This is a genomic window from Streptomyces sp. NBC_01410, from assembly GCF_045040195.1.
GTDB lineage: Bacteria > Actinomycetota > Actinomycetes > Streptomycetales > Streptomycetaceae > Streptomyces.
Genome location: NZ_CP109530.1, coordinates 4,154,053 through 4,179,308, shown reverse-complemented (window position 1 = coordinate 4,179,308; position 25,256 = coordinate 4,154,053). Strand labels below are relative to the sequence as shown.

The window sequence follows — 25,256 nt, the reverse complement described above, 5'->3', positions numbered from 1 at the left end:
CGCACTGATCACGGGGGTTGGTAGAGGCGGCGCACGGAAGGTGCGTCACACCAGGCACAAGGCAAGGGGCCGCAGCAGATGGCTGGACTCGCATTGGGGCTCCCCCTGACGCAGTCAAGGGGCGGGTCTGACCCCGACCTCAGCCTGCTCTACGACATCAACGGCCTGTCCAAGGACGCCCCGTCGTGGCTCGAGCGCACCATGGTGTTCGTCGGCGAGTACGGAATCATGCTCGCGCTGGTCCTTCTCGTCCTGTGGTGCTGGTGGAGCGTGCGCCGGCGCGGCACCACGGAGGACTCGGTCGGCGGGGTCGCCGCGCTGATCTGGGCGCCGCTCGCCGCCGGTATCGCGCTGCTGATCAACATCCCCATCCGCGGGTTCGTCGAGAGACCGCGGCCCTTCCGCGACCACCAGGGCATCGAGGTCCTGGTGTCCGGGAAGAGCGACTACTCCTTCGTCAGCGACCACGCCACGTTGGCGATGGCGATCGCGGCCGGGCTGTTCGTCGCGCACCGCAGGTTCGGTCTTGCCGCGATCGGTCTCGCGCTCGCCGAGGGCTTCTGCCGGGTCTACCTCGGCGTGCACTATCCGACCGACGTCGTCGGCGGATTCGCGCTCGGCACGGCGGTGGCGCTGCTGCTCGCGCCGCTCGCGCTCGCGCTGCTGACGCCGGTGGTGTCGGCGGTCGCCACGTCGGAGCGGATCGGCCGACTCGTACGGTCGAAGCGCATGATGGCGTCCCGGGCCGGGCGGCCCGAGACGCTCGGCATCCCGGAGCCCAGGACCGGGGGTCCGGACGTCGGCGAGAACGGCCTCGCGGCCTGAGCCCGCCTGAGCCGCCCGACCTGCTGACCTGCCTCGCCTGCGTCGCCGCCTGAACTACAGGGCCTGCGGGAAGGTGAAGACCCGGTCCGGGTCGTACTGCTTCTTCAGCCGCGTGAGCCGGTCGGCCGCGGGACCGTAGTAGGCCCGGCGCCAGTCGGTCAGCGTCGGGTCGATGTAGTTCTGGTAGGCGGCCCCCGACGCGTAACGGCGCATCGAGGCATGAGCGCTTTTCAGCCAGGCCTGCTGGGCGGAGCCCGCCGTGCCGGCACGCCAGGCGCCGATGTACTGGGCCAGCACCCTGGAGCGCCGGTGGACGAACGACGTCGCCAGCGGGTCCACCCGGTTGACCGCTCCACCGAGCGCGGTCAGCGCGATCGAGCCGCCGCCCCCGCCCTGGGAGGGCGAGATCCGGGTGAACGCCTCGGTCGCCGAGATCAGCGCGCGCAGCCCGGCCGGGGAGAGTTCGCGGTCGAAGAAGTCGGAGGCGGCGGCGTACGTCTCGCGCTGCAACGCCCCCTGCTTGCTGCGGCCCGGAGTGGTGCCGGGCAGATGGCACTGCTCACGGCTCAGCGTCGAGCAGTTCGCATAGCCGAGCATCGCGTCGAGATAGCCGCGGCGGCGCACCGAGACATGGCGCGCGGGCGATCCCGCCCGGTCGGCGAGGCGGTCGAGCGCGTTGCGCAGATCGCTCTCGCTGCCGAGGGAGAAGGCGGCGACCGAGAGCGTGGGCGTGCCGCCGGGACCGGCGGCCAGATGCGCGGACGACCAGATCTCGTCGGGCTGCGCCGGACCCCACTTCTGCCACGCGGCCAGCACCGCCGCGGCCTTGGACCAGGGCCAGGTCAGATAGGCGGTGACGGTCGGGGGCGTGGGATGCGTACGGAAACGGAGTCGGGTGACGACCCCGAAGTTGCCGTTGCCCGCGCCCCGGAGCGCCCAGAAGAGGTCCTTGTTCTGGGTGGCACTCGCGGTCAGCACCTTGCCGTCGGCCGTGACGATGGTGGCGGAGGTGAGGCTGTCGCAGGTCAGACCGTACGCACGCGAGGTGACGCCGTGCCCGCCGCCGAGGGTGAGCCCGGAAACCCCGACGGTGGGGCAGGAGCCCGCGGGGATCGTGCGGCCGCTCTTGCCCAGGGCGCTGTACACGTCGATCAGCTTGGCGCCGGCGCCTATGGTGCCGTCCGAGGCGACCCGGTTCAGCGAGGACACGTCGATGACGAGCCGGCCGTTGCCCGAGGACCAACCGGCATAGGAGTGGCCGCCGTTGCGTATGGAGACGGGAGTGCGGTGCGCCTTGGCGTAGGCGAGGCACTCCTTGACATCGTCCTCGCCCGCGACATACGCGACGGCCGCGGGCTTCAGCGAGTCGAAGCGGGTGTTGTAGAGCTGCCGCGCGCTCGCGTACGCGGCGTCCCCGGGGCGTATGAGCTTCCCGTCGAGCCCGCGCGCGAGCGCGTTCCAGTCGGGTGCGGCGGCAGCCGACGTGGGCGTCGCCGCTCCGCTCCGCGAGGGGCTTTTGGGGCTTTTGGTCGATGTGGTGGTGGTTGCCGCGTTCGCTCCGTTGCCGTCCTTGCCTGTGCAGGCGGCAGCGGTGAGAACTACAGCGGTGGTGAGCAGCGCGCGCCGGTCCATGGAACCTCCTGGAGGACCAGACGGCTGTGCGGTGTGAGGGGTTCCGGGGCTGGTGATTTTCCTGCCCCGGCAGGCGCTACTGCTCGGTCCCGGCCGGCGAGGTCCGGAACTCGGCATGCAGTGCGGCATCAGTACGCGCCCGTTCTCTCGAACGACGGGCGGGGCCGGTCCAGCCGCAGGTGCAGCGGGCGAGTGCGAAGGAGCCGCGTTCACCGGTGCTGATGTGGTGGTGGGCCGAGGGGTCTTCGATGGCGTCCTGCTGGTGCACCTCTTCACGGTACGTGGCTGGCGCCCGCCGCGGGCGCCCGCGTGACGAGGGGCCCAGGCCGTCGTTATGCGGGGCGGGCGGGGTCTCGTAGAAGCAGCGGTCCGGTATTGGGGGTTGGCAGGCGATGGTGGTGCAGCAGCACAGGCGCAGGGGCGGGACTTTCGCTGCCCTGGCCGCCGTACTGGGGGTCGTGGCGACCAGCGGCTGCTCCGGCGGCGGGGGCGCCGTCGCCGATGACGGGCGCGGCGGCGGGCACAGCGACGAGGTGCTCAGGGCCGCGGATGTGCTCGTCGGTGCCGGCAGCTCCAAGGCCCGTACGTCCATGGAGATGGCCACCGGCGGGACCCGGGTGACCATCCGCGGCGAAGGGGGCTATGACTTCCAGCGGCGGATGGGGCAGCTCACGGTCGTCCTGCCCAAGGACCCTGCGGGCGCGGAGCAACACCGTCCGATCACCGAACTGCTGACGCCGGGCGCTCTGTATATGAAGAACCGGGGGGCGGGCGTGCCCGCCGACAAGTGGGTACGGGTCGACACGACCACCCTGGAGGACGGGAACCTGGTCACGGGCGGGGCCACCGATCCGCTCGCCGCAGCCGAACTGCTGCGCAGTGCGCGGGGTGTGACGTACGTCGGCGAGGAGAAGCTCGCTGGCCGGACGGTCCGCCACTACCGCGGCATCACCGATATCGCCCGGGCCGCGCAGGTCGCCGAACCGCATGCGCGGGCCTCGCTGGCCGCGGCGGCCAAAGGGTTCGCCACGGACACAGTGCCCTTCGACGCGTATCTCGACGACGAGGGCCGGCTGCGCAAGGTGCGCCACCGCTTCACCTTCACCAACGGGGGCGGCACGGTCGCCGTCACCTCGACCACGCTGCTGTACGACTTCGGGACGCCGGTGTCCGTGCGTCTGCCGGACGAACGGGACATTTACGCCGGGAGGATCAGGGCTTAGGGCCCTCCAAATGGTCCGGCTAAATGGTCCGGACGTGCCATGCGCGGTCCGTGCATCACTCCCTACGCTAGGAAGTCGACACCGGCAGGAAGAGGTGAATGCGCGTGGCTCCGCCCAGTACTGCGACCGTCCAGGACCACGTGGCCCTCGCCGAGATCGAGCTGTGTGGCGAGTTGATCATCGCGGCGTCCGCCGCGGACGAGGACAGGCTCAGCCCGGACCGTATCGACGAGGTGCTGAAGGTGGCGGCCGAGCGATCCGCTCCGACCGGGCAGCAATGAGGCATTGACCAGGGGCGCGGCCGGGACGCCGTCGCCGCGCCCTGCCTCCGGTGCATTTCGGCCACGATGCGTGTCGGTCGCTCGCCGGCCGGTCAGGTACGGAGCAGGCGGGCGATGGCCTTCGTCGCCTCCTCGACCTTCGCGTCGATCTCGTCGCCGCCCTTCACCGCGGCGTCCGCGACGCAGTGGCGCAGATGCTCCTCGAGCAGTTGGAGCGCGAAGGACTGCAAGGCCTTGGTGGACGCCGAGACCTGGGTGAGTATGTCGATGCAGTAGACATCCTCGTCGACCATCCGCTGCAGTCCCCGGATCTGGCCCTCGATCCGGCGCAGGCGCTTGAGGTGTTCGTCCTTCTGCTTGTGGTAGCCGTGCACTCCGTGGTCGTGGTCCGTGACCGGGGGGCCGTCCGCCTCGGTGGTCGTCATCGCGTCCTCCCGTTGTCCCGCTGTACTTGTCCGAAAAACATGGGCTGCATACCCCTCGCGGGTATATGGTAACGAATCGCGCCGGATGGGGGGCGGGGGCCCGTGCTGATCCCGCTGGTCGATGGGCGACACTGAGGAACGCCGGTTAGCCGTGGCCGGATGATGCGCCTAGCATCAGCCTGACCGAATCCAGAGCATCCCGAGGACCCCACGTGCGATTTCGTCTGACCCCCAGGGAGACGAGCTTCTATGACATGTTTGCCGCATCCGCGGACAACATCGTCACGGGCTCCAAGCTCCTGATGGAACTGCTCGGAGCGGATGCTTCCGCCCGGGCCGAGATCGCGGAACGCATGCGGGCGGCGGAGCATGCTGGTGACGACGCCACCCACGCCATCTTCCACCAGCTGAACTCCTCGTTCATCACGCCGTTCGACCGCGAGGACATCTACAAACTCGCTTCGTCGCTCGACGACATCATGGACTTCATGGAGGAAGCCGTCGACCTGGTCGTGCTCTACCAGGTCGAGGAGCTCCCCAAGGGTGTCGAGCAGCAGATCGAGGTGCTGGCACGGGCGGCCGACCTGACCGCGGAGGCCATGCCGCACCTGCGGACCATGGACAACCTCACCGAGTACTGGATCGAGGTCAACCGCCTGGAGAACCAGGCCGACCAGATCCACCGCAAGCTCCTTGCGACGCTCTTCAACGGTAAGTACGACGCCATCGAGGTGCTCAAGCTCAAGCAGATCGTCGATGTGCTCGAAGAAGCAGCCGACGCCTTCGAGCATGTCGCGAACACCGTGGAGACCATCGCGGTCAAGGAGTCCTGAACCACGTGGACACCTTTGCGCTGATCGTGACCATTGGTGTCGCGCTCGGATTCACCTACACCAACGGCTTCCACGACTCGGCGAACGCGATCGCGACCTCGGTCTCCACGCGCGCGCTGACACCGCGCGCTGCTCTGGTGATGGCCGCGGTCATGAATCTCGCCGGTGCCTTCCTCGGTCAGGGCGTCGCCAACACCGTCAGCGAAGGGATCATCGAGACGCCGACGGGCTCGCAGGGGATGGGCATCCTCTTCGCGGCGCTGGTCGGCGCGATCGTTTGGAACCTCGTCACCTGGTACTTCGGTCTGCCGTCGTCCTCCTCCCACGCGCTGTTCGGCGGCATGGTGGGCGCGGCGCTCGCGGGCGGGACCGGGGTGATCTGGTCGGGCGTGCTCGACAAGATCGTCATCCCGATGTTCGTCTCGCCGGTCGTCGGTCTGCTCGTCGGCTATCTGGTGATGGTCGCGATCATGTGGATGTTCCGTAAGTCCAACCCGTCCAAGGCCAAGCGCGGTTTCCGGATAGCCCAGACCGTCTCGGCGGCGGGCATGGCGCTCGGTCACGGTCTGCAGGACGCGCAGAAGACGATGGGCATCGTGGTGATGGCGCTGGTCATCGCCGATGTGGAGGACCAGGGCGACTCGATTCCCCTCTGGGTCAAGATCGCCTGCGCGATGATGCTCTCGCTCGGTACGTACGCGGGCGGCTGGCGCATCATGCGGACGCTCGGCCGCAAGATCATCGAGCTGGATCCGCCGCAGGGTTTCGCGGCGGAGACGACGGGGGCGTCGATCATGTTCGGCTCGGCGTTTCTGTTCCAGGCGCCGATCTCGACGACTCATGTGATCACCTCGGCGATCATGGGTGCCGGGGCGACGAAGCGCGTGAACGCGGTGCGGTGGGGCGTCGCGAAGAACATCGTCATGGGGTGGTTCATCACGATGCCGGCTGCGGCGTGTGTCGCTGCGCTGAGCTATGGCCTGGTCTACCTGATCTTCGGCTAGACCCGCGGATATGGCGGACACAAAAGTGGGCCCGCCCCTCTGGGAGAGAGGGGCGGGCCCTTCGCCTTGCGGTGGCACCGCCATGCAGCACCGCGAGACGGTCTAGGGGGCCGTGGGGTGTGGGGCGCTTCGCCCGTGAAACCCACCGGCGCCTGGCTATCGCCCGCGAAACCCACCACCCGGAGCAACCGCCAACGTCCCCTGGCCCACGGCATCCACGAACCGGGTGACTTCCGTCAACGCCCGCCCACGGCCACCACGGACCGGGGGTGACTATCCGAAGCGGCCCGAGATGTAGTCCTCGGTGGCCTGGACCGACGGGTTGGCGAAGATCCGCTCGGTCTCGTCTATCTCGATCAGCTTTCCAGGCTGCCCGACCGCCGACAGGTTGAAGAACGCCGTACGGTCCGAGACACGCGCCGCCTGCTGCATGTTGTGCGTCACGATGACGATCGTGAAGCGCTCCTTCAGCTCGCCGATCAGGTCCTCGATCGCCAGCGTCGAGATCGGGTCCAGCGCCGAGCACGGCTCGTCCATCAGCAGCACGTCCGGCTCGACCGCGATCGCGCGGGCGATGCACAGACGCTGCTGCTGACCGCCGGAGAGGCTGGAACCGGGCTTGTTCAGCCGGTCCTTGACCTCGTTCCAGAGGTTCGCGCCCTTGAGGGACTTCTCGACGACGTCCGCCAGCTGGGTCTTCTTGTACGAGCGGTTCAGCCTCAGCCCCGCCGCGACATTGTCGAAGATCGACATCGTCGGAAACGGGTTCGGGCGCTGGAAGACCATGCCGACCGTGCGGCGCACGGCGACCGGGTCGACGTTCGAGGCGTACAGGTTCTCGTCGTCCAGCAGCACCTTGCCCTCGACGCGGCCGCCGGGGGTGACCTCGTGCATCCGGTTCAGGGTGCGCAGGAAGGTGGACTTGCCGCAGCCGGACGGGCCGATGAAGGCCGTCACGGAGCGGGGCTCCACGGTCATCGAGATGTCCTCGATCGCCTTGTGGGAGCCGTAGAAGGCGCTGAGGCCGCTGACGTCGATTCGCTTGGCCATCTGAATCACTGCTTCTTTCGTAAGCCGCGGTCAGCGGCCGGTCTTCGGGGCCTTCCAGCGGGCGATGCCGCGGGCCACCAGGTTGAGGATCATGACGAAGGCGATCAGGACCAGGGCTCCGGCCCATGCGCGGTCGTAGGACGCCGCGCTGCCGACCCGGTACTGCTCCCAGATGTAGAAGGGGAGCGAGGACTGGGCGCCTTCGAACGGGTTGGAGTTGATCAGCTGGCTGCCGAAGACAAGCAGCATGATCGGCGCGGTCTCACCGGCGATACGCGCGATCGCGAGCATCACACCGGTGGTGATACCGCCGAGCGCGGTCGGGACAACCACCTTCAGGATCGTTCGGTACTTCGGCACACCAAGGGCGAGCGAAGCCTCGCGCAGCTCGTTCGGGACGAGCTTGAGCATCTCCTCGGTGGAGCGGACCACGACCGGGATCATCAGAATCGACAGCGCGAGAGAGCCCATGAAGCCGGACGGCTGGAGCTCGAGAATCAGCATGATCGACAGGATGAACAGACCCGCGACGATCGACGGGATGCCCGTCATGACGTCGACGAAGAAGGTGACGGCCTTGGCGAGCGCCCCCTTGCCGTACTCCACCAGGTAGATCGCGGTCAGCAGGCCGATCGGTACGGAGATGATGGTGGCGAGGCCGACCTGCTCCAGGGTGCCGATGATGGCGTGATAGACGCCGCCGCCCTCTTCGAAGCCGGGGACACCGGCCATCGAGTGGCTGAGGAAGTAACCGTTGAGCGCCTTCACACCGCGGCTGACGGTCACCCAGATCAGCGAGAACAGCGGGATCACGGCGAGGATGAAGCACACCCAGACGATGCTGGTGGCCAGGCGGTCCTTGGCCTGGCGCTTGTTCTCGACGATCGTGCTCGCGACGTACGAGATGACCAGGAAGAAGAGGGCCGAGATGAGGCCCCACTGAACGCGGCTCTCCCAGCCGGCCGCGAGGCTGAGGCCGACGCCGAGGCCGATGGAGACGATCGCGAATCCGATCGGGGCCCAGCGGGGGAGGGAGCGGCCGCTGAGGCCGCCCTTGCGGGGAGCGGGCGACGGGGTCGGCCTGTCCTGTATGGCTGTCTGGCTCATGCGTTGGCCCCCGAGTACTCCTTGCGGCGAGCAATGATCAGACGGGCCGCGCCGTTGACCAGCAGGGTGAGGATGAAGAGGACGAGACCGGAGGCGATCAGGGCGTCGCGCCCGAGCTCATTGGCCTCGTCGAACTTGGCGGCGATGTTCTGGGCAAACGTTCCGCCGCCCGGGTTGAGCAGATGCCAGGAGATCAGGAAGTTCGGGGAGAGGACCGTGGCGACGGCCATCGTCTCGCCGAGCGCGCGGCCGAGGCCCAGCATCGAGGCGGAGATCACGCCGGAGCGGCCGAAGGGCAGGACCGACATGCGGATGACCTCCCAGCGGGTGGCGCCCAGGGCGAGCGCGGCTTCTTCGTTCATCTTCGGGACCTGGAGGAAGACTTCGCGGCTGACGCTGGTCACGATCGGAAGGATCATGATCGCCAGCAGCACGCCCACGGTGAACAGTGAGCGGGCGACGCCGACCTCGGTCTTCTCGAAGATGTACGTCCAGCCGAAGAACTCGTCCAGCCAGAGGTTGAGGCCTTCCATGTACGGGACAAGGAAGAGCGCGCCCCAGATGCCGTAGATGATCGACGGCACGGCGGCCAGCAGATCGACGACGTAGGCGATGGGGGCGGCAAGCCTGCGCGGCGCGTAGTGCGAGATGAACAGCGCGATGCCGACGGCGATCGGGACGGCGATCACCATCGCGATGATCGAGCTGATCACGGTGCCGAAGAGGAGGACCGCGATGCCGAACATCGGCGGGTCGCCTGCCGGGTTCCAGTCGAAGTAGGTGAGGAAGTTGGCCTCGTCCTTCGAAATGGCAAGCGCGGCGCGGTAGGTCAGGAACACGGCGATCGACGCCATGATCACCAGAAGCAGGATGCCCGACCCGCGGGACAGGCCCAGAAAGACCCTGTCGCCTGCGCGGCCGGTGGACGTGCTCTTCCTGGTGATCGGCGGAGCCGGGGGAGGGGAGTCTATGGGTGTTGTGGAAGCCATGATCTTTCCGGTCTGTGGTGGGGGAGCGGCAGACTCCCCTGGCGGCGGTGCACCGGATGAGGTGGCCGGCGGGGGCGCACGCGCCCCCGCCGGCCTATTTCGTTACTTCAGGCCCGTGACGGTCTCGCGGACCTTCGCGTTGATCTCGGCCGGGATCGGGGCGTAACCGGCGGCGGAGAGAACCTTCTGGCCCTCGTCGCTCGCGGTGTAGGTCAGGAAGGACTTGACCGTGCCCAGGGTGTCGGCCTTGTTGCCGTTGTCGCAGACGATCTCGTAGGTCACCAGGACGATCGGGTAGGCACCGTCGGCCTTGGTGGTGTAGTCGAGACCGAGCGCCAGGTCCTTGCCGGTGCCCTTGATCTTGGCGGCGGCGATGGCCTTGGAGGCGTTCTCCGGGGTGGCCTCGACCGGGGCGGCAGCACCGGTGGCGATGTTCACGGTCGGGATCTGCTGCGAGGTCGCGTAGGAGAGCTCGAAGTAACCGATCGCGCCCTCGGCCTGCTTGACCTGCGCGGCGACACCGGCGGAGCCGGACGCGGCCTGGCCACCCGGGGCCGGCCACTTCTTCTCGGGCTCGTAGGGCCAGTCGGCCTTGGCGGTGGCGCTCAGGTACTTGCCGAGGTTCTGCGTGGTGCCGGAGTCCTCGGAACGGTGGAAGGCCTGGATCGACTTTGCGGGGAGCTTGACGCCCGGGTTCAGCGCGGCGATCGCCGGGTCGTTCCAGTTCTTGATCTTGTTGTTGAAGATCTTGGCCACCGTCGCGGCGTCCAGGTTCAGCTTGTCCACGCCCGGCACGTTGTAGCCGAGGGCGATCGGGCCGCCGACCATGGGCAGGTTGATGCCCTGGCCGCCCTTGCAGATCTTCTTGGAGTCGGTGACCTCTTCGGGCTTGAGCGCCGAGTCGGAACCGGCGAAGCCGACGGTGCCCTGGTTGAAGGCGACGATGCCCTCACCGGAGGAGGAGGACTTGTAGTTGACCTCGACGCCCGTGCACGCGGCCATGTAGTTCTTGACCCACACGTCCATGGCGTTCTTCTGCGCGCTGGAGCCGGAGGCAAGGAGCTTGCCCTTCGAGCCGTCGCACTTGATGTTCGATGCGGCGCTGGTCTTCTCGCCACTGCCGCCGGTGCTGCCGGCGTTGTCGTCCGAACCACACGCCGTGAGGACCAGGGCGCCGGTCACGGCGAGGGCACCGAGCGCGGTGGCGCGAAGGCCGTTCTTGCGCTGAAGCTTCACTTCGGGTGTTCCTTCCAAGAGCCGCCGGACGCTGACTGGTGTCTGACACGTTTTATGGCGGCGTGTGTCGGGGTGGGGGGACCGACGCTGCGCCGGTCACCGTGTAGGGCCGAAATTAGGCAGAAGAGGTGAAGCCGCCGACGGGGGAGGGTGAACGGAAGGTGAACCGTGTCGGGCAGCTGAGTGCCGGGAGTTAAAGGGGGCCGGCAGGCTTCCGCCGAGTGAAGTGCGTCAAGGGGAGCGTCCATGTCTGGGCGATCTTTCGCAATGTGACGCGCGGAGGGCGGCCGGGCAACGAGAAGCGCGCTGACCGCCTGCGCTGGAACCTGCCTTTGGGATATGACGAATATCGTGACATGCCTGGACACGGTGCGCCCGGCGTACTGGTCGGTCAGATCCCGTCCTTGGTCACATGAAGGGTGTCGAGGAGCGCGGAGACGAGCTGCCTGTCCCGGTCCTGTGTCAGGCGGGCGCGTGCCCCGGCGGGTGGCAGCCACACCATGCGATCCACTTCCCGGTTCGGCACGAACGATCCGCCGGTCGCCTCGGCCGCCCAGTAGCGGACCTCCTTGGGGCGGCCCTCGACCTGGTACCAGACGGTGGGCAGCTCGGGTCCCAGCTCGCACGTCATGCCGGTTTCCTCCAGCACTTCGCGCACCGCTCCCCCACGGGCGTCCTCGCCGCGCTTCAGCTTGCCCTTCGGGTGGGACCAGTCATCCCATTTCGGTCGATGGACGAGGGCGATCTCGATCCCGTCGCCGAAGGACGAGCGACGCCACAGAACGCAGCCGGCCGCAAGAATCACCGAGTCGTTGTTCATGCGGCTGCTCCTCGTAGAAGCCGTCCCTGACGGGCGGCCTTACTGATCGGTTGCCGTGTGTCTCTCACGGGGCCGTCACGGGTGTCGGCTCCGTCGCCCGCTGCCACACCTGCTGGAAGGCGAACCGGGCGGCCTCCACCTCGTGCCGCTGGTCGGCGTGCAGCACACCCAGGGCGTACGCGGTGGCCGGGGCGATGCGAGGCGTACGGGCCGCTGCGGCGGCGGCCGCGGCGGCCTCGGCTGCGTCGCGGTGGCGGTCCAGGACCAGGCCCGCGTGGCAGAGCACCGGGTCCGCCTGCGGGTACAGCACCTCCTGGGCGTAGCGGTGCAGCCGCAGCAGCAGCCGCACCTGGTGCCAGGGGGAGTCCTGGGCCTCTTCGGCCGATGCGGTGGCCAGGCCGTGGACCAGGGCCTCGGCGTTGTACGGGTGCGAGGCCCGGCCCAGCGGCAGGGCGGCCACGGCTTCGAGGAGCCGCCGCTCGGCTTTCTCGGCGGGCGGCGCCAGGGCCTCGGCGGCCGGGGCGGTGGCCATCGGGCCGAGCGGCAGCTCGGAGGCGAGCACGGCGACGGAGTCGGCGACCGCGTGGAAGCGGGAGGAGCCGAGCGCCTGGAGCGCGGCGGAGTGGGCGCGGGTGCGGGCCAGTGTCAGCTGCCGCTCCAGCAGGGCGCCCGCCCGGGCGGCGCCCACGGTCAGGCTGCCCGTGGGGCGGCCGGCGGCCGCGGTTTCCGGGGCGGCGGTGGCGGCATTGGCGCCGGGCGGGCGCAGTTCCCCCCTGGCCGGTGGCAGCGGGCTCGCCCCCGACAGCCGCGACAGCGCATCCAGCAGCCGCGCGAGCCTGGAGGTGCAGGCGTGCTCCTGGGCCAACGTCGCCGACAGCCAGGCCAGTTCGGTGCGCAGATCGTCCGCCCAGGAGGGGTCGAGCAGCGGCCGGAAGGTGTGCAGCGTCCCGCTGATCCGGCGGGACGCCTGGCGCAGCGCGGCCGCGGCCTGTGCCACGCCCGCGGTGTCCGCGCCGCTCTCGGTGTGCATCCGCAGACTGCGCAGGAAGTCGCCCGCCTGCGTATGGAGGTACCCGGCCAGCGCGTCGCCCGCCGTGACGGGGGCGGGGGCGGCGGCCGGGACGACTTCCACGTCGTGCCGGGAGATATCAGGGCTGTGCACGCCGGCGCCTCCGGGCGTCTATGAGCATCTCCTGTACGTTCCGCAGCGGCTGGCCTTCCCCGTCCGTCGCATGCCGGGTCCAGGTGCCGTCCGGGCCGAGGTACCAGGAGGACGTGGTGTCGGACATGCCGGTCTCGAGGAGACGGGTGAGGGCCGCGCGGTGGGCCGGGTCGGTGACCCGGACCAGTGCCTCGATACGGCGGTCGAGGTTACGGTGCATCATGTCGGCGCTGCCGAACCACACTTCGGGCTCGCCGCCGTTGCCGAAGGCGAAGATCCGGGAGTGCTCGAGGAAGCGCCCGAGGATCGAGCGCACCCGGATGTTCTCCGAGAGGCCCGCGACTCCGGGGCGTATCGCGCAGATGCCGCGGACCCAGATGTCGACCGGCACACCCGCCATGGATGCCCGGTAGCACGCGTCGATGATCGCCTCGTCCACCATCGAGTTGACCTTGAAGCGTACGTAGGCGGGGCGCCCGGCGCGGTGGTGCGCCACTTCCTTGTTGATCCGGGCGATGAGGCCGTCGCGCAGGGACTTGGGGGCGACGAGCAGCCGGCGGTAGGTCTCGCGGCGGGAGTAGCCCGACAGCCGGTTGAACAGGTCGGAGAGGTCCGCGCCGACCTGCGGGTCCGCGGTCAGCAGCCCCAGGTCCTCGTACAGCCTCGCGGTCTTGGGGTGGTAGTTGCCGGTGCCGACGTGCGAGTAGCGGCGCAGCGTCTCGCCCTCCTGGCGGACCACGAGCGAGAGCTTGCAGTGGGTCTTCAGCCCGACGAGCCCGTAGACGACGTGGCAGCCCGCCTCTTCCAGCTTGCGTGCCCACTTGATGTTGGCCTGCTCGTCGAAGCGGGCCTTGATCTCGACGAGCACCAGGACCTGCTTGCCGGAGTCGGCGGCGTCGATGAGGGCGTCGACGATCGGGGACTCGCCGGAGGTGCGGTACAGCGTCTGCTTGATGGTCAGCACGTCGGGGTCGGCCGCGGCCTGCTCCAGGAAGGCCTGGACGGAGGTCGAGAACGAGTCGTACGGGTGGTGCAGCAGCACGTCGCGCTCGCGCAGCGCCATGAAGATGTCGGGCGCGGACGCGGACTCGACCTCGGCGAGGTCCCGGTGGGTGCCCGCGATGAACTTCGGGTACTTCAGCTCGGGCCGGTCGAGGGACGCGATGCCGAAGAGGCTGGTCAGATCGAGCGGTCCGGGCAGCGGGTAGACCTCGGAGTCGGAGATCTTCAGCTCACGGACCAGCAGGTCCAGGACGTACGGGTCGATGGACTCCTCGACCTCGAGGCGTACCGGCGGGCCGAAGCGGCGCCGCATGAGCTCCTTCTCCAGGGCCTGGAGCAGATTCTCGGCGTCGTCCTCCTCGACCTCCAGGTCCTCGTTCCTGGTCACCCGGAACATGTGGTGGTCGAGCACCTCCATGCCGGGGAACAGCTCCTCCAGGTGCGCGGCGATGACGTCCTCCAGGGGGACGTACCGCTGCGGGGAGGCCTCCAGGAAGCGCGACAGCAGGGGCGGGACCTTGACCCGGGCGAAGTGGCGGTGACCGCTCACGGGGTTGCGTACGACGACCGCGAGGTTCAGCGAGAGACCCGAGATGTACGGGAAGGGGTGCGCGGGGTCGACGGCCAGTGGGGTGAGCACCGGGAAGATCTGCTGCCGGAACAGCGTGAACAGGCGCGCCTGCTCCTTCTCGGTGAGATCGGGCCAGCGGATGAGGTGGATCGACTCGTCGGCGAGCGCCGGGGCGATGTCCTGCTGGTAGCAGGCGGCGTGCCGGGCCATGAGCTCGCGGGAGCGGGTCCAGATCAGGTCGAGGACCTCGCGGGGCTGCAGGCCGGACGCGGAGCGGGTGGCGACACCCGTCGCGATGCGGCGTTTCAGGCCCGCCACCCGGACCATGAAGAACTCGTCCAGGTTGGAGGCGAAGATCGCGAGGAAGTTGGCCCGCTCCAGCAGGGGCGTCGCGGGGTCCTCGGCGAGTTCGAGGACGCGCTCGTTGAAGGCGAGCCAGCTGCGCTCGCGGTCGAGGAAACGCCCCTGGGGCAGTTCGGCGCCCTCGCCGTCGTGATCTTCCTCGTACGCATCGAGGTCGGCGTCGATGTCGGGTTCGAGCTCGGACACCGTGGCCGCGACGGTGTGCGGGCGGTGTGCGGCTATGGAACCGACGGACGGCTGGGGGTGCTGGGCCGGTACCTCGGCGGGCTGCTGACTCATGGACCCATTCTTCCGCGTGGATGACAGGAAGGGCGCGTCGGAGAGGGCCGGAGTGGGGGGAATTTTCCCATTTGGGGATGCGGGCACAGCGGGCTGCATTGAGTGAGGGTCGCAAGGTCGTCTGAATGGCCGGTAACGACGACATGACGTGAGGGGAAGCGTGGCGGGTCTCGCGGGGGCGATTCCCCGTGCCCGGCGGACCCCTGTTACGGGGAGTGGCGGCCGTGGCGCCTGCGCAGCAGCCAGGATGCTGGCGCCGGGCGGCCGTGGCAAGCCCGTCCGCCGATTGCGGACGAGGCACAGCGGGCCGTCCCGCGGCCGGGGACACGGCACGGCGTGCCGCGTCCAGCCTGTCCGGCGACCGGGCCTGGGCAGGACCGAAGCCCTTTCGGCGACCCGGCCCGGGCAGGACCGAAGCCCGTCCGCCGACCGGGTCCCGCCGCGCCGCTGGTTGGTGCCCGTCCTCAGGACTCCGTGCGGTACATGAGATCCACTTCGTGCGTCGTGAAGCCGAGGCGCTCGTACACGCTCAGCGCCGCCGCGTTGTCCGCGTCGACGTAGAGCATCGCGGTCGGCAGCCCATGCGCGGCGAGATGCCGCAGCCCGATCGCGGTGAGGGCCTTGCCGAGGCCGCCGCCCTGGGCGTCGGGCCGGATGCCGACGACGTACACCTCGCCGAGCTGCTCCTCGGCGTGCACCTTCGTCCAGTGGAAGCCGATGAGCTGCCCCTCACGCTCGGCGAGGAAGAAGCCCTTCGGGTCGAACCAGGGCTCGGCCTTGCGGTCGTCGAGGTCCCGCTGGGTGAGCGAGCCCTGCTCGGGGTGGTGGGCGAAGGCCGCGGCGTTGAGGGCCAGCCAGGCGGCGTCGTCCTGTCCGGGCACGAAGGTGCGTACGGTCACGCCGGCCGGGAACACCGGCTCGGGAATGTCCAGCAGGTTCAACGGCCGCCGCAGCTGGCGCAGTTCGCGGAAGAGGGTCAGCCCGAGCACCTGCGCGAGATGCCGCGCGGCGGACTTCCCGCCGTGCGCCCACACCCGCAGCCGCTTGCCGGAGGCGCCCAGCAACGCGCTGCCCAGCGCCCGCCCGTGGCCGCGTCCCCGGTGTCCGGGGTGCACGACCAGTTCGGCCGCCGGGGCCTCGACGGGGTCGGTGTCCTCCAGCTGCGCGTATCCGACCAGCTCGCCCCCGACGGTGAGCAGCAGATGCCGCACGCCCTCCCGCCTGCCGCCGCGCAGCTGCAGCCGGCCCTGCTCGGAGACGGCCTGCATCCCATCGGCGCGGGCGGCTTCGGCGAGCATGCCGAGCACGGCTTCGGCCTGCTCGGGGCTGAGCTCGTCCACGGTCTGGATCTGCCGACCGGGCTCCGGAAACACTGCGTCAGTGGTCATGTGTCGAGCGTACGGCGGGAGGTGGCGGGCGCGGGATCTGCGGGGTTCGGCATTTTGACCCGTGGTGCGAAGATCCGCCCAATCTGGCGCGAAAGCAATCTGGTCGTAACCCGGATACCCCTGTCGCGCTACGCGCGTTGACTCTAGGCTTCCGCTCGCATTCCCTTACGCCACGCTGAAACTGACAAGGGGACAGATGTCAGCGACACCGCACAAGACCCGCCGCCGCATACTCGCCGCACTCGCCGGGCTGACCACCGTCGGCGCGCTGGTCGCCGCGATGCCCGCAGGCGCCCAGGAGAGCGGCCACGGCCACGGACACGGCCATGGATATGGCCGCACCGTGGACGTACAGCTGCTGTCCTTCAACGACTTGCACGGAAACCTGGAGCCGCCCGCCGGCTCGGCCGGGCGGGTCACCCACACCAACCCGGACGGCACGACCAAGACCATCGACGCGGGCGGTGTCGAGTACCTCGCCACGCACCTGCGCGAGGCCCGCAAGGACAACAGGTACTCGATCACCGCCGCCGCCGGCGACATGATCGGCGCCTCGCCGCTGCTCTCCGGGCTCTTCCACGACGAGCCGACCATCGAGGCGCTGAACAAGCTGAACCTGGACGTCTCCTCCGTCGGCAACCACGAGTTCGACGAGGGCGCCCGCGAGCTCGCCCGGATGCAGAACGGCGGCTGTCACAAGACCGACGGCTGCTACGAGTCGGGCACGACGTTCGAGGGCGCGGACTTCCCGTATCTCGCCGCCAACGTGACGAAGGAGAAGACCGGCAGGCCGCTGCTCGACCCCTACTTCATCTGGAAGAAGAACGGGGTCAAGATCGGCTTCATCGGGGTGACCCTGGAGGGCACGCCGAACATCGTCAGCGCCGAGGGCGTCAAGGGCCTGAAGTTCGGCGACGAGGTCGAGACGATCAACAAGTACACCAAGGTGCTCGAGCGCAAGGGCGTCAAGTCGATCGTCGCCCTGATCCACGAGGGCGGCCTGCCCGCCTCCACCTCGTACAACTACAACTGCGACAGCCCCGGCCCCGGCGACGGCGTCTCGGGTCCGATCGTCGACATCGCCAAGAAGATCAGCCCGCAGGTCGACGCCCTGGTGACGGGCCACACCCACCAGGCGTACGCGTGCACCATCCCGGACCCGTCCGGCAAGCCGCGCACGGTCACCTCGGCCGCCTCCTTCGGCAAGCTCTACACCGACACGACGCTCACCTACGACCGGCGTACCAACGACATCGTCCGTACGTCCGTGGCCTCCGCGAACCATGTCGTCACCCGTGACGTGGCCAAGGCCGAGGACATGACGGCGCTGATCCAGCGGTGGAACAAGCTGGCCGCGCCGATCGCGAGCCGCCCCGTCGGCTACATCTCCGCCGACATCGAGAACCCCTTCGAGGCGGTCGAGAAGCCGCTGGGCAACCTGATCACGGACGCGCAGCAGGAGGGTCTCGCCCCGGCTGACAAGGGCGGCGCGCAGATCGCCTTCATGAACCCGGGCGGCATCCGGGCGGGCCTGGTCCACAAGGCGTCCGGCAGTGAGGGCGACGGAGTGGTGACGTACGGCGAGGCATTCACCGTGCAGCCGTTCACCAACATGATGAATGTCGTCGACCTGACCGGCGCGCAGCTGGTCACCGCGCTCAAGCAGCAGGTGAGTGGCGCGAATCAGGCGGCCCCGAAGATCCTCCAGGTGTCGAAGGGCTTCACGTACACCCTGGACATGACGAAGACCGGCGCCGACCGGATCGTCGACTCCTCGGTCAAGCTGAACGGCGAGGCGATCGACCCGGCGAAGACCTACCGGGTCGCGATGAACGAGTTCCTGGCGGGCGGCGGTGACGGCTTCCCGGTGTTCAAGGAGCACAAGAACAAGCTCGTCGGCGCCTCCGACCTGGAGATCCTCAATGCCTACCTGGCCGCGCACTCCAGCGCGAGCGCGCCGCTGGCGCCGCCGGCGACGGGCCGGATCACCGTGGTGAAGTAGCGGTTCCCGGCAGGACGGTGGGGCGGCGGGCCACGGGGCTGCCGCCCCACCGGCATGCGGGGACACGGCATGGTGACGAGGCCCGGATTACGGATGGCGAGGCCGGATTACGGATGACGAGGCCGGATTCAGCCGTTGGTTACTGGCCAGTCCAGAGCCTGTGCTTCTTGACGTGACCCCGCCATAATCCCGGACCATGGACCGACGGAGCTTTCTCGCGGGCGCGGCAGCTGTCTCCGCCACCGCACTCATCGGCGCACCCCCCGCCTTCGCCGCACCCCGCCGCACCCTGTCCGCGCAGGAGTGGATGTCGGGCAGCGCGGACAGCACCGCCCTCGCGCGGCTGACGATCCCCGGCACCCACGACTCGGGCGCCCGCTTCGGCGGGCTCTGGGCCGAGTGCCAGAACACCACCATCGCCGACCAGTTGAACAGCGGCATCCGCTTTCTGGACGTACGGTGCCGGGTCACCGGTGACTCGTTCGCCATCCACCACGGCGCGGCCTACCAGAACCTGATGTTCGGCGATGTGCTCATCGCCTGCCGGGACTTCCTGGGCACCCATCCCTCCGAGACTGTCCTCATGCGCGTCAAGCAGGAGTACTCGCAGGAGAGCGACGCGACCTTCCGCCGCGTCTTCGACACCTACCTCGACACCAAGGGCTGGCGCCCGCTGTTCCGCATCGGCGACGGACTGCCGTCGCTGGGCGAGGCGCGCGGCAAAGTCGTCCTCATCGCCGACAACGGCGGACTGCCCGGTGTCAAATGGTGGGACAGCGCGGTCTTCGACATCCAGGACGACTGGAACGCCGCGCCGAACGCCAAGTACCCGAAGATCGAGGCGCACTTCCGCAAGGCGGCCCAGCAGCCCGGAAAGCTGTTCATCAACTTCGTCAGCACCTCCGCGTATCTGCCGCCGCGCTGGAACTCCGACAACCTCAACCCGAGGGTCCACTCCTTCGTCAACGGCTCGGAGGCAGGTGGCTGGAAGGGGCTCGGCATCGTGCCGCTGGACTTCCCCAACACCCGTTCGGGCCTGGTCGATTCACTCATCCGGCACAACTAGTTCCTAGGCCGTGTCTGACAAATAGCGCCGTCCGCCCGCAGGGCGGGGTGCGCGGCGTCCGGGGCGTGCAATCGCAAGGCGGTGGGGGCACCCCCGGACGAAGTCTGGGGGAGATCATCCTCGTACTGGACGTACTTGGATGACTCTGACAACGCAGCGAGTGTGCGTGCCGGGCGTCGCGCGCCAGGCGAGATTTGTCAGACACGGCCTAGGTGTATTGCCCTGTGAGGTTGGGGACGCGGCTGGCGGGTGGTTTGCCTGCGAGCGCGGTGTGTCCGCGGTGGTGATTGTAGGTATGCAGCCATTGCGGGAAGACGTCGCGTCGTTCCTGCTCTGAACGGTAGGGGCGGGCGTAGGCCCATTCGTCGAGCAGGGTGCGGTTGAGGCGTTCGACCTTGCCGTTCGTCTGTGGCCGGTAGGGCCGGGTTCGCTTGTGGGTGATCCCGGCCTCCGCGAGAGTTTCGCGCCAGAGGCGGGACTTGTAGCAGGAGCCGTTGTCCGTCAGGACTCGTTCGACTGCGATCCCGCACGTGGTGAAGAACGCGTGGGCCCGGGTCCAGAAGGCGGTGGCGGTCTCCTTCTTTTCGTCGCCGAGGATCTCGCTGTAGGCGAGGCGGGAGTGGTCGTCGACGGCGGTGTGGATGTAGCTGTAGCCGGCGCCGGAACGCTTCTTGCGGCCGGCCTGGCGGCCCAGGGCCTTGTGACCGCCGCCGTCGGGGATGTTGCCGAGCTTCTTGATGTCCACGTGCACCAGCTCGCCTGGCCGTTCGCGTTCGTAGCGGCGTATGGCCTGGCCGGTTGCGCGATCCAGGTGGGCCAGACGTGCCAGGCCGAAGCGGGTCAGCACGCGGTGCACGGTCGAGGGCACCAATCGCAGCAGATGCGCGATGCGGGCCGGGCCCCACCGGCGCAGGATCCGGACCTTGATGATCCGCCGCTCGGTCCGGGTCGGGGTTCGGCGCGGGCTGGTATGCGGACGGCTTGAACGGTCCGCCATCCCTGCCGCGCCGTAGAGCCGGAAACGGTCCGCCCACCGCTGGGCTGTCGTCGGCGAGACCTGGAAGCGTTCGGCCGCCCGGCGCAGGGTGTAGCCGTCGTCCACAACGCAGCGGGCAAGTCGCAGTCGACCGGTCTCCGTCAGGGGTGCATTACGGTGGGGCACGAGGGCCTTTCTGTTGCCGGTGCAGATGTCGCAATCCACACCAAGCCAGAAGGCCCTCACCCATTTCAAGATCACACAACCGTGAACCCCGTCACGAACCTCCGTGGACAGAACACCTAGGCCGGGGGTGGCGTCGCCGCCCCCGGCAGCCGGATCACCGCGCGCGTACCGCCGCCCGCCGCCGGGCCCAGCGAGATCTCACCGCCCGACTGCTGCACCGTGCGGGCCACGATCGAGAGCCCGAGCCCCGAGCCGGGCAGCGCGCGGGCCGACGGCGAGCGCCAGAACCGCTCGAAGACATGCGGGAGTTCATCGGGCCCGATGCCCGGACCGTGATCCCGCACGGTCAGCTCGCCCTGGCGCAGGCCCACCTCGACCGTCCCGCCCGGCGGCGAGAACTTCACCGCGTTGTCCAGCACATTGACCAGCGCCCGCTCCAGCGCGGCCGGCTCCGCCCGTACGTACCAGGGCGCCAGCTCGGCCTCGAAGCTCAGCTCCGGACCCCGCAGCCGCGCCCGCTCCAGCGCGGCCTGAGCGATCTCGTGCAGGGCGACCACCTTCAGCGGCCCCCGGTCCACGGCATCGGGACGCGAGAGCTCCTGCAAGTCGCCGATGAGCGCGGCCAGTTCCGTCATCTGCGCCTTGACCGAGGCCATCAGCGCGGCCCGGTCCGCGGGCGGGATCGCCCGGCCCGTCGCGTCGCTGCGCGCCAGCAGTTCGATATTCGTACGCAAGGAGGTCAGCGGCGTACGCAACTCGTGCCCGGCGTCCGCGATCAGCTGCGCCTGCCGGTCGCGGGAACTCGCGAGCGCGGCGGTCATCGAGTTGAAGGACCGGGACAGCCGGGCGATCTCGTCCTCGCCCTCGACGGGGATGCGCACGGTCAGATCCTCGGTACGGGCGACATGCTCGACGGCGCCGGTGAGCCGGTCGACGGGCTTGAGCCCGGTACGGGCGACCCAGAGACCGGCGAGGCCCGCGCCCACGACGCCGACGCCGGAGACGATGAGGAGCAGGAGGGCGAGGTCGTTGAGGGTGCCTTCGGTTTCCTTGAGGGGGTACCCGATCATCAAGGCCGTGTTCGGGACGACGCCATTGGCCGGACCCTGCACGACGGCTACGACAGTGAGCACACGGACATCGCTGCCGCGGGTGTCCGTGCCGTTGCGGAAGGTCCAGACGGTCGGGTCGGCGTTCTCGGCCACGTCCTGGTCAGTGCTTTCGACCTTGATGGTGCCCGCCGCATCGGGGGAGACGCACGGTTTGTCGCTGCCGCCCCGAACGAGCTGGAGATACCCGACCGGCTTGGGCCCGTAGCCGGTCCGGGCCGCCGGCGTCTGTGAGCACTCCTGCAGCGCGACGGCGATCTGGTCGGCCCGCAGGGGAGCGTTCTCGGCCTTCAGCCTGGAGTCGATCTCGTCGTACAGCTTGCCGCGTACGACGAACCAGCACGCAGTGCCGACGGCCGCGACCGCCACCGCCACCGCGACGGCGACGAGCAGCGCCAGCCGCGACCGCAGCGGCAGCCGACGGAACCTACCGATCACTCCGGGCCGCCCGACCGCAACGCGTACCCCACGCCGCGCACCGTGTGGACCAGGCGCGGTTCCCCGGCCGCCTCCGTCTTGCGCCGCAGATACATCACATACACATCCAGCGAATTCGAACTGGGCTCGAAGTCGAAGCCCCACACAGCCTTGAGAATCTGCTCACGGGTCAGCACCTGACGCGGATGCGCCAGGAACATCTCGAGCAGCGTGAATTCGGTACGCGTCAGCTCCACCCGGCGTGTGCCGCGGTGGACCTCGCGGGTCGCCAGGTCCATCCGCAGATCGGCGAAGGCCAGTACGTCGTCGTCGGTCGCCGCGCCCGCCGTCGTCGCGTACGAGCTGCGCCGCAGCAGCGCACGGATCCGGGCGAACAGCTCGTCCAGCTCGAACGGCTTGACCAGATAGTCGTCGGCGCCCGCGTCGAGCCCCGTCACCCGGTCGCCTACGGTGTCCCGCGCGGTCAGCATCAGGATCGGCGTCTTCGACCCGGCGGCGCGCAGCCGGCGGGCGGCGGTCAGGCCGTCCATCCGGGGCATCTGGATGTCGAGGACGATCAGGTCGGGTGCGTACGCCTCCGCCCGCGTGAGGGCGTCGACGCCGTCGACGGCGACCTCGGTCCCGTACCCCTCGAAGGCGAGCGAGCGCTGGAGCGCCTCACGGACGGCGGGCTCGTCGTCGACGATGAGGATGCGTTCGCCTTCGCGGGGGGTCGTCATGGATTCAGCCTCGCACGCGCTCAGCTGTTGCCGCCGGAGCGCAGGTCGTCCAGGTCGGCCTTGACGGTGTTGACCGGGATGGCGAAGCCGAGCCCGACGCTGCCCGCGGTGGAACCGGTGGCCGAACTGGGCGAGTACATGGCGGAGTTGATGCCGATGATCTCGCCGTTCATATTGATCAGGGCGCCGCCGGAATTGCCGGGGTTGAGGGAGGCGTCGGTCTGGATCGCCTTGTACGTCGTCTTCGACGAGCCCGTTTCGCCGTTGAACTGCTGCCCGCCGAACTCGAAGGGCCAGCCCTGGCGGGGGTCCTGCTGCTGACCCGGGTCCTGCTCCTTCGCGACGGTCACGTCGCGGTTCAGGGCGGAGACGATTCCGCTGGTGACGGTGCCGGTCAGGCCCTCGGGCGAACCGATCGCCACGACCTCGTCGCCGACCGCGACCCTGCTGGAGTCGCCGAGTGCGGCGGCCTTGAGGCCGCTGGCGCCCTCCAGCTTGATCAGGGCGAGATCCTTGCCGGGGTCGGTGCCGACGACCTTGGCGGTGTACGTCTTGCCGCTGCTGAGCCGGACCTTCACGGAGTCGGCCCCGGCGATGACGTGGTTGTTGGTGATGATCTCGCCGTCGGCGGTGATGATCACGCCGGATCCGGTGGACTGCCCGGCGCCGGAGGTCGCGCTGATCTCCACGATGCTCGGCGAGACGGCCTGGGCGACTGAGGCGACGGTGCCCTTGCTGCTCTGGGCGACGGTGGTGCCGGGGACGGCGGAGCCGCTGCTGCCGGTGTTGCTGCCGGTGAGCTGCTGCACGAGCGCGGAGGCGCCGCCGCCGACGACCGCGGCGGCGATGGCGACGGCGGCGATGAGCGCGACGGGCCGCTTGGCCTTGGCCCGCGGGGGCGCGGGCACGGGCTGATGGAACGGGGGCGGGGGGTAGACGCCCGCGTCGTACGGCTGGTGCTGCGGCGGCTGGGGCTGCTGCGGGTAGCTGTAGTTGTCCGTCATGGCGCTTACTGTCGGTCCTGTAGATGAGAGCGGCCTGAGGGTGCGCTGAGAAGCCCGACAGAAGTGTTTCCCCCACCCCGCCCCTTCCCTGAACTGGGGGCTGCGCCCCCAGACCCCTGCCGGGGGAGCTCTATGTGGGGGCTGACGCCCCCACGCCCGCCACTCCGACGGCTCCGCCGCGGAGCCCGGGAAACGCGGGCCGGCGCCCGGCACCTTGCCCGAAGCTCCGCGCCGCCCGGCCGGTCGCGCCGGTCCGGCGTTGGTGGTCGGTCCGGTGGGTGCCCTCACGGGCGAACGCATGCGGACCACCTGCGGACAGCCGTTCCGGCGCCCGCAGTTCGCGGAGCAGCCGGTTGCTGTTCGGTGGGTGGGTTCGCGGGCGAACCGTCCCGCGGCGCGGAGCTGCCGCATCGGGGGTGTGGGGGCGTCAGCCCCCACATAGACCTCCCCCCGGCGGGGCTGGGGGCGCAGCCCCCAGTTCAGGGAAGGGGCGGGGTGGGGGACAAAACCGCCCGCACCCCGAACCCCCGCGCGAGCCCTACACGCACCCGCACGACCGCCGGATCACCAACCCCGACGGGAACTGCTTCACCCTCTCCCGGCGGGACCCCACCACCCGTAGGCCGTCGTCCAGCACCAGGTCCACCGCCGCCCGCGCCATCGCCGGGCGGTCCGAGGAGACCGTCGTCAGCGGCGGGTCCGTCAGCGCCGCCTCCTTGACGTCGTCGAAGCCCGCGACCGCCAGCTCGCCCGGGACGTCTATCCGCAGCTCCCGCGCCGCCCGCAGTACACCGATCGCCTGATCGTCCGTCGAGCAGAAGATCGCCGGCGGCCTGTCGGGCCCGGCGAGCAGCTTGAGGGCGACGAGATACGCGTCGTAGCGGTTGTAGGGGGCCTGAAACAACCGGCCCTCGACCGGCCGGCCGGACTCCAGCATCGCCCGTCGCCAGCCCTCGACGTGGTCCGCGACCGGGTCGCCGACCGCCGGGGTGTTCTCGATGCCGCCGAGGCAGGCGACGTACTCGTGCCCGTGCTCCAGCAGATGCCGGGTCGCGAGCTGCGCGCCGCCGATGTCGTCCGTCACGACGGCGACGTCGTCGATCGCCTCGGGCCGCTCGTGCAGCAGCACGACCCGCGCGTCCCACGCCTCGATCTCGGCCGCCGCCCGCTCGCTGGGGCCCTGGCTGACCAGGATCAGCCCGGAGACCCGCATCCCGAGGAAGGCACGCAGATAGTGGACCTCGCGCTCGTCGCGGTAGTCGGAGTTCCCGACGAGGACCATTTTTCCGCGCTCGGCCGCGGCCTGCTCCACCGCATGCGCCATCTCGGCGAAGAACGGCTGCCGCGCGTCCGGAACGATCATGCCTATGAGGTCGGTCCGCCGCGATGCCATCGCCTGGGCGACCCGGTCGGGCCGGTAGCCCAGCTCTTTGATCGCGGCGAGTACCCGCTCGCGCGTGGCCGGGGCGACCGGCCGGGGTCCGTTGTTGATGACGTAGCTGACGACCGCGGTCGAAGTCCCCGCCAGTCGCGCCACATCGTCCCGCGTCACCTTGGCCACGCGCG

23 protein-coding genes are annotated in these 25,256 nt (G+C 69.5%); 7 read left to right on the top strand and 16 right to left on the bottom strand.

All coding sequences use genetic code 11. The features are described from left to right. Nucleotides 1-78: 78 nt before the first annotated feature. Nucleotides 79-825, top strand: a complete 747-nt coding sequence (locus OG741_RS19090) for a phosphatase PAP2 family protein (protein ID WP_405599463.1) — start codon at nucleotides 79-81, stop codon at nucleotides 823-825. Nucleotides 826-879: 54 nt separating this feature from the next. Here the strand turns inward: OG741_RS19090 and OG741_RS19085 are convergent, their stop codons facing one another. Together OG741_RS19085 and OG741_RS19080 are read right to left on the bottom strand one after the other, a co-directional pair. After that, nucleotides 880-2,457, bottom strand: a complete 1,578-nt coding sequence (locus tag OG741_RS19085; RefSeq protein ID WP_405599461.1) for an FAD-binding oxidoreductase — start codon at nucleotides 2,455-2,457, stop codon at nucleotides 880-882. Between the two features lie 76 nt (nucleotides 2,458-2,533). Continuing rightward, on the bottom strand, nucleotides 2,534-2,725 hold the full coding sequence (locus tag OG741_RS19080; RefSeq protein ID WP_405599459.1) for a hypothetical protein: 192 nt from the start codon (nucleotides 2,723-2,725) through the stop codon (nucleotides 2,534-2,536). 124 nt (nucleotides 2,726-2,849) lie between these two features. On the opposite strand from OG741_RS19080, the gene OG741_RS19075 reads away from it, so the two are divergent. Continuing rightward, complete coding sequence (locus tag OG741_RS19075) at nucleotides 2,850-3,680, top strand: hypothetical protein (protein ID WP_405599457.1); 831 nt, start codon at nucleotides 2,850-2,852, stop codon at nucleotides 3,678-3,680. A 98-nt stretch (nucleotides 3,681-3,778) separates the two neighbouring features. Then, nucleotides 3,779-3,961 (top strand): hypothetical protein, encoded by a 183-nt coding sequence (locus OG741_RS19070; RefSeq protein WP_405599455.1) that lies wholly within the window; start codon nucleotides 3,779-3,781, stop codon nucleotides 3,959-3,961. Between the two features lie 92 nt (nucleotides 3,962-4,053). Here the strand turns inward: OG741_RS19070 and OG741_RS19065 are convergent, their stop codons facing one another. Further along, nucleotides 4,054-4,386, bottom strand: a complete 333-nt coding sequence (locus tag OG741_RS19065) for a metal-sensitive transcriptional regulator (protein ID WP_328675439.1) — start codon at nucleotides 4,384-4,386, stop codon at nucleotides 4,054-4,056. A gap of 212 nt (nucleotides 4,387-4,598) precedes the next feature. Here OG741_RS19065 and OG741_RS19060 point away from each other — a divergent pair, with 212 nt between their 5' ends. Further along, nucleotides 4,599-5,219, top strand: a complete 621-nt coding sequence (locus OG741_RS19060) for a DUF47 domain-containing protein (protein ID WP_266481017.1) — start codon at nucleotides 4,599-4,601, stop codon at nucleotides 5,217-5,219. Nucleotides 5,220-5,224: 5 nt separating this feature from the next. After that, nucleotides 5,225-6,223, top strand: a complete 999-nt coding sequence (locus tag OG741_RS19055; RefSeq protein ID WP_405599452.1) for an anion permease — start codon at nucleotides 5,225-5,227, stop codon at nucleotides 6,221-6,223. A gap of 273 nt (nucleotides 6,224-6,496) precedes the next feature. Here the strand turns inward: OG741_RS19055 and pstB are convergent, their stop codons facing one another. The 8 genes from pstB to mshD all read right to left on the bottom strand — a co-directional run bounded on the left by pstB (nucleotide 6,497) and on the right by mshD (nucleotide 16,190). Continuing rightward, entirely contained in the window at nucleotides 6,497-7,273 is a 777-nt protein-coding gene (gene pstB / locus OG741_RS19050) for a phosphate ABC transporter ATP-binding protein PstB (RefSeq protein ID WP_405599451.1), read from the bottom strand. Between the two features lie 30 nt (nucleotides 7,274-7,303). Further along, nucleotides 7,304-8,380, bottom strand: coding sequence for a phosphate ABC transporter permease PstA (pstA, locus tag OG741_RS19045; protein ID WP_405599448.1), 1,077 nt, complete (start codon nucleotides 8,378-8,380; stop codon nucleotides 7,304-7,306). After that, nucleotides 8,377-9,369 carry a phosphate ABC transporter permease subunit PstC gene (gene pstC / locus OG741_RS19040; protein WP_405599446.1) on the bottom strand — a complete coding sequence of 331 codons (993 nt, stop codon included), beginning with the start codon at nucleotides 9,367-9,369 and terminating at the stop codon, nucleotides 8,377-8,379. Before pstC ends, pstA begins: the two co-directional genes overlap by 4 nt. Before the next feature lie 102 nt (nucleotides 9,370-9,471). After that, nucleotides 9,472-10,605: a phosphate ABC transporter substrate-binding protein PstS gene (pstS, locus tag OG741_RS19035; protein WP_405599444.1), complete on the bottom strand. Its 1,134-nt coding sequence runs from the start codon at nucleotides 10,603-10,605 to the stop codon at nucleotides 9,472-9,474. A 391-nt stretch (nucleotides 10,606-10,996) separates the two neighbouring features. Continuing rightward, nucleotides 10,997-11,425 (bottom strand): NUDIX hydrolase, encoded by a 429-nt coding sequence (locus OG741_RS19030; protein ID WP_405599442.1) that lies wholly within the window; start codon nucleotides 11,423-11,425, stop codon nucleotides 10,997-10,999. A 64-nt stretch (nucleotides 11,426-11,489) separates the two neighbouring features. Then, entirely contained in the window at nucleotides 11,490-12,587 is a 1,098-nt protein-coding gene (locus tag OG741_RS19025) for a CHAD domain-containing protein (protein ID WP_405599440.1), read from the bottom strand. Then, the gene (locus tag OG741_RS19020; RefSeq protein ID WP_405599437.1) at nucleotides 12,574-14,802 is read right to left on the bottom strand and encodes an RNA degradosome polyphosphate kinase; all 2,229 of its coding nucleotides are present in this window, start codon (nucleotides 14,800-14,802) and stop codon (nucleotides 12,574-12,576) included. Before OG741_RS19020 ends, OG741_RS19025 begins: the two co-directional genes overlap by 14 nt. A 464-nt stretch (nucleotides 14,803-15,266) precedes the next feature. Further along, nucleotides 15,267-16,190, bottom strand: coding sequence for a mycothiol synthase (mshD, locus tag OG741_RS19015; protein ID WP_405599435.1), 924 nt, complete (start codon nucleotides 16,188-16,190; stop codon nucleotides 15,267-15,269). Nucleotides 16,191-16,386: 196 nt separating this feature from the next. Between mshD and OG741_RS19010 the strand changes: the two genes are divergently transcribed. Together OG741_RS19010 and OG741_RS19005 are read left to right on the top strand one after the other, a co-directional pair. Beyond that, complete coding sequence (locus OG741_RS19010) at nucleotides 16,387-18,192, top strand: bifunctional metallophosphatase/5'-nucleotidase (protein ID WP_405599432.1); 1,806 nt, start codon at nucleotides 16,387-16,389, stop codon at nucleotides 18,190-18,192. Nucleotides 18,193-18,388: 196 nt separating this feature from the next. Continuing rightward, a complete protein-coding gene (locus tag OG741_RS19005; RefSeq protein ID WP_405599430.1) occupies nucleotides 18,389-19,258 on the top strand; it encodes a phosphatidylinositol-specific phospholipase C in 870 nt (289 codons plus the stop codon). Between the two features lie 208 nt (nucleotides 19,259-19,466). On the opposite strand, the gene OG741_RS19000 is transcribed toward OG741_RS19005, so the two are convergent. The 5 genes from OG741_RS19000 to OG741_RS18980 form a co-directional block, all read right to left on the bottom strand. After that, on the bottom strand, nucleotides 19,467-20,420 hold the full coding sequence (locus OG741_RS19000; RefSeq protein WP_405598898.1) for an IS481 family transposase: 954 nt from the start codon (nucleotides 20,418-20,420) through the stop codon (nucleotides 19,467-19,469). A gap of 116 nt (nucleotides 20,421-20,536) precedes the next feature. Next, entirely contained in the window at nucleotides 20,537-21,967 is a 1,431-nt protein-coding gene (locus OG741_RS18995) for a sensor histidine kinase (protein WP_405599428.1), read from the bottom strand. After that, nucleotides 21,964-22,686, bottom strand: coding sequence for a response regulator transcription factor (locus tag OG741_RS18990; protein WP_266481033.1), 723 nt, complete (start codon nucleotides 22,684-22,686; stop codon nucleotides 21,964-21,966). Before OG741_RS18990 ends, OG741_RS18995 begins: the two co-directional genes overlap by 4 nt. A 20-nt stretch (nucleotides 22,687-22,706) precedes the next feature. Continuing rightward, nucleotides 22,707-23,690, bottom strand: a complete 984-nt coding sequence (locus tag OG741_RS18985; protein WP_405599426.1) for a S1C family serine protease — start codon at nucleotides 23,688-23,690, stop codon at nucleotides 22,707-22,709. Nucleotides 23,691-24,228: 538 nt separating this feature from the next. Beyond that, nucleotides 24,229-25,251 carry a LacI family DNA-binding transcriptional regulator gene (locus OG741_RS18980; protein ID WP_266481037.1) on the bottom strand — a complete coding sequence of 341 codons (1,023 nt, stop codon included), beginning with the start codon at nucleotides 25,249-25,251 and terminating at the stop codon, nucleotides 24,229-24,231. Between the last annotated feature and the right edge of the window lie 5 nt (nucleotides 25,252-25,256).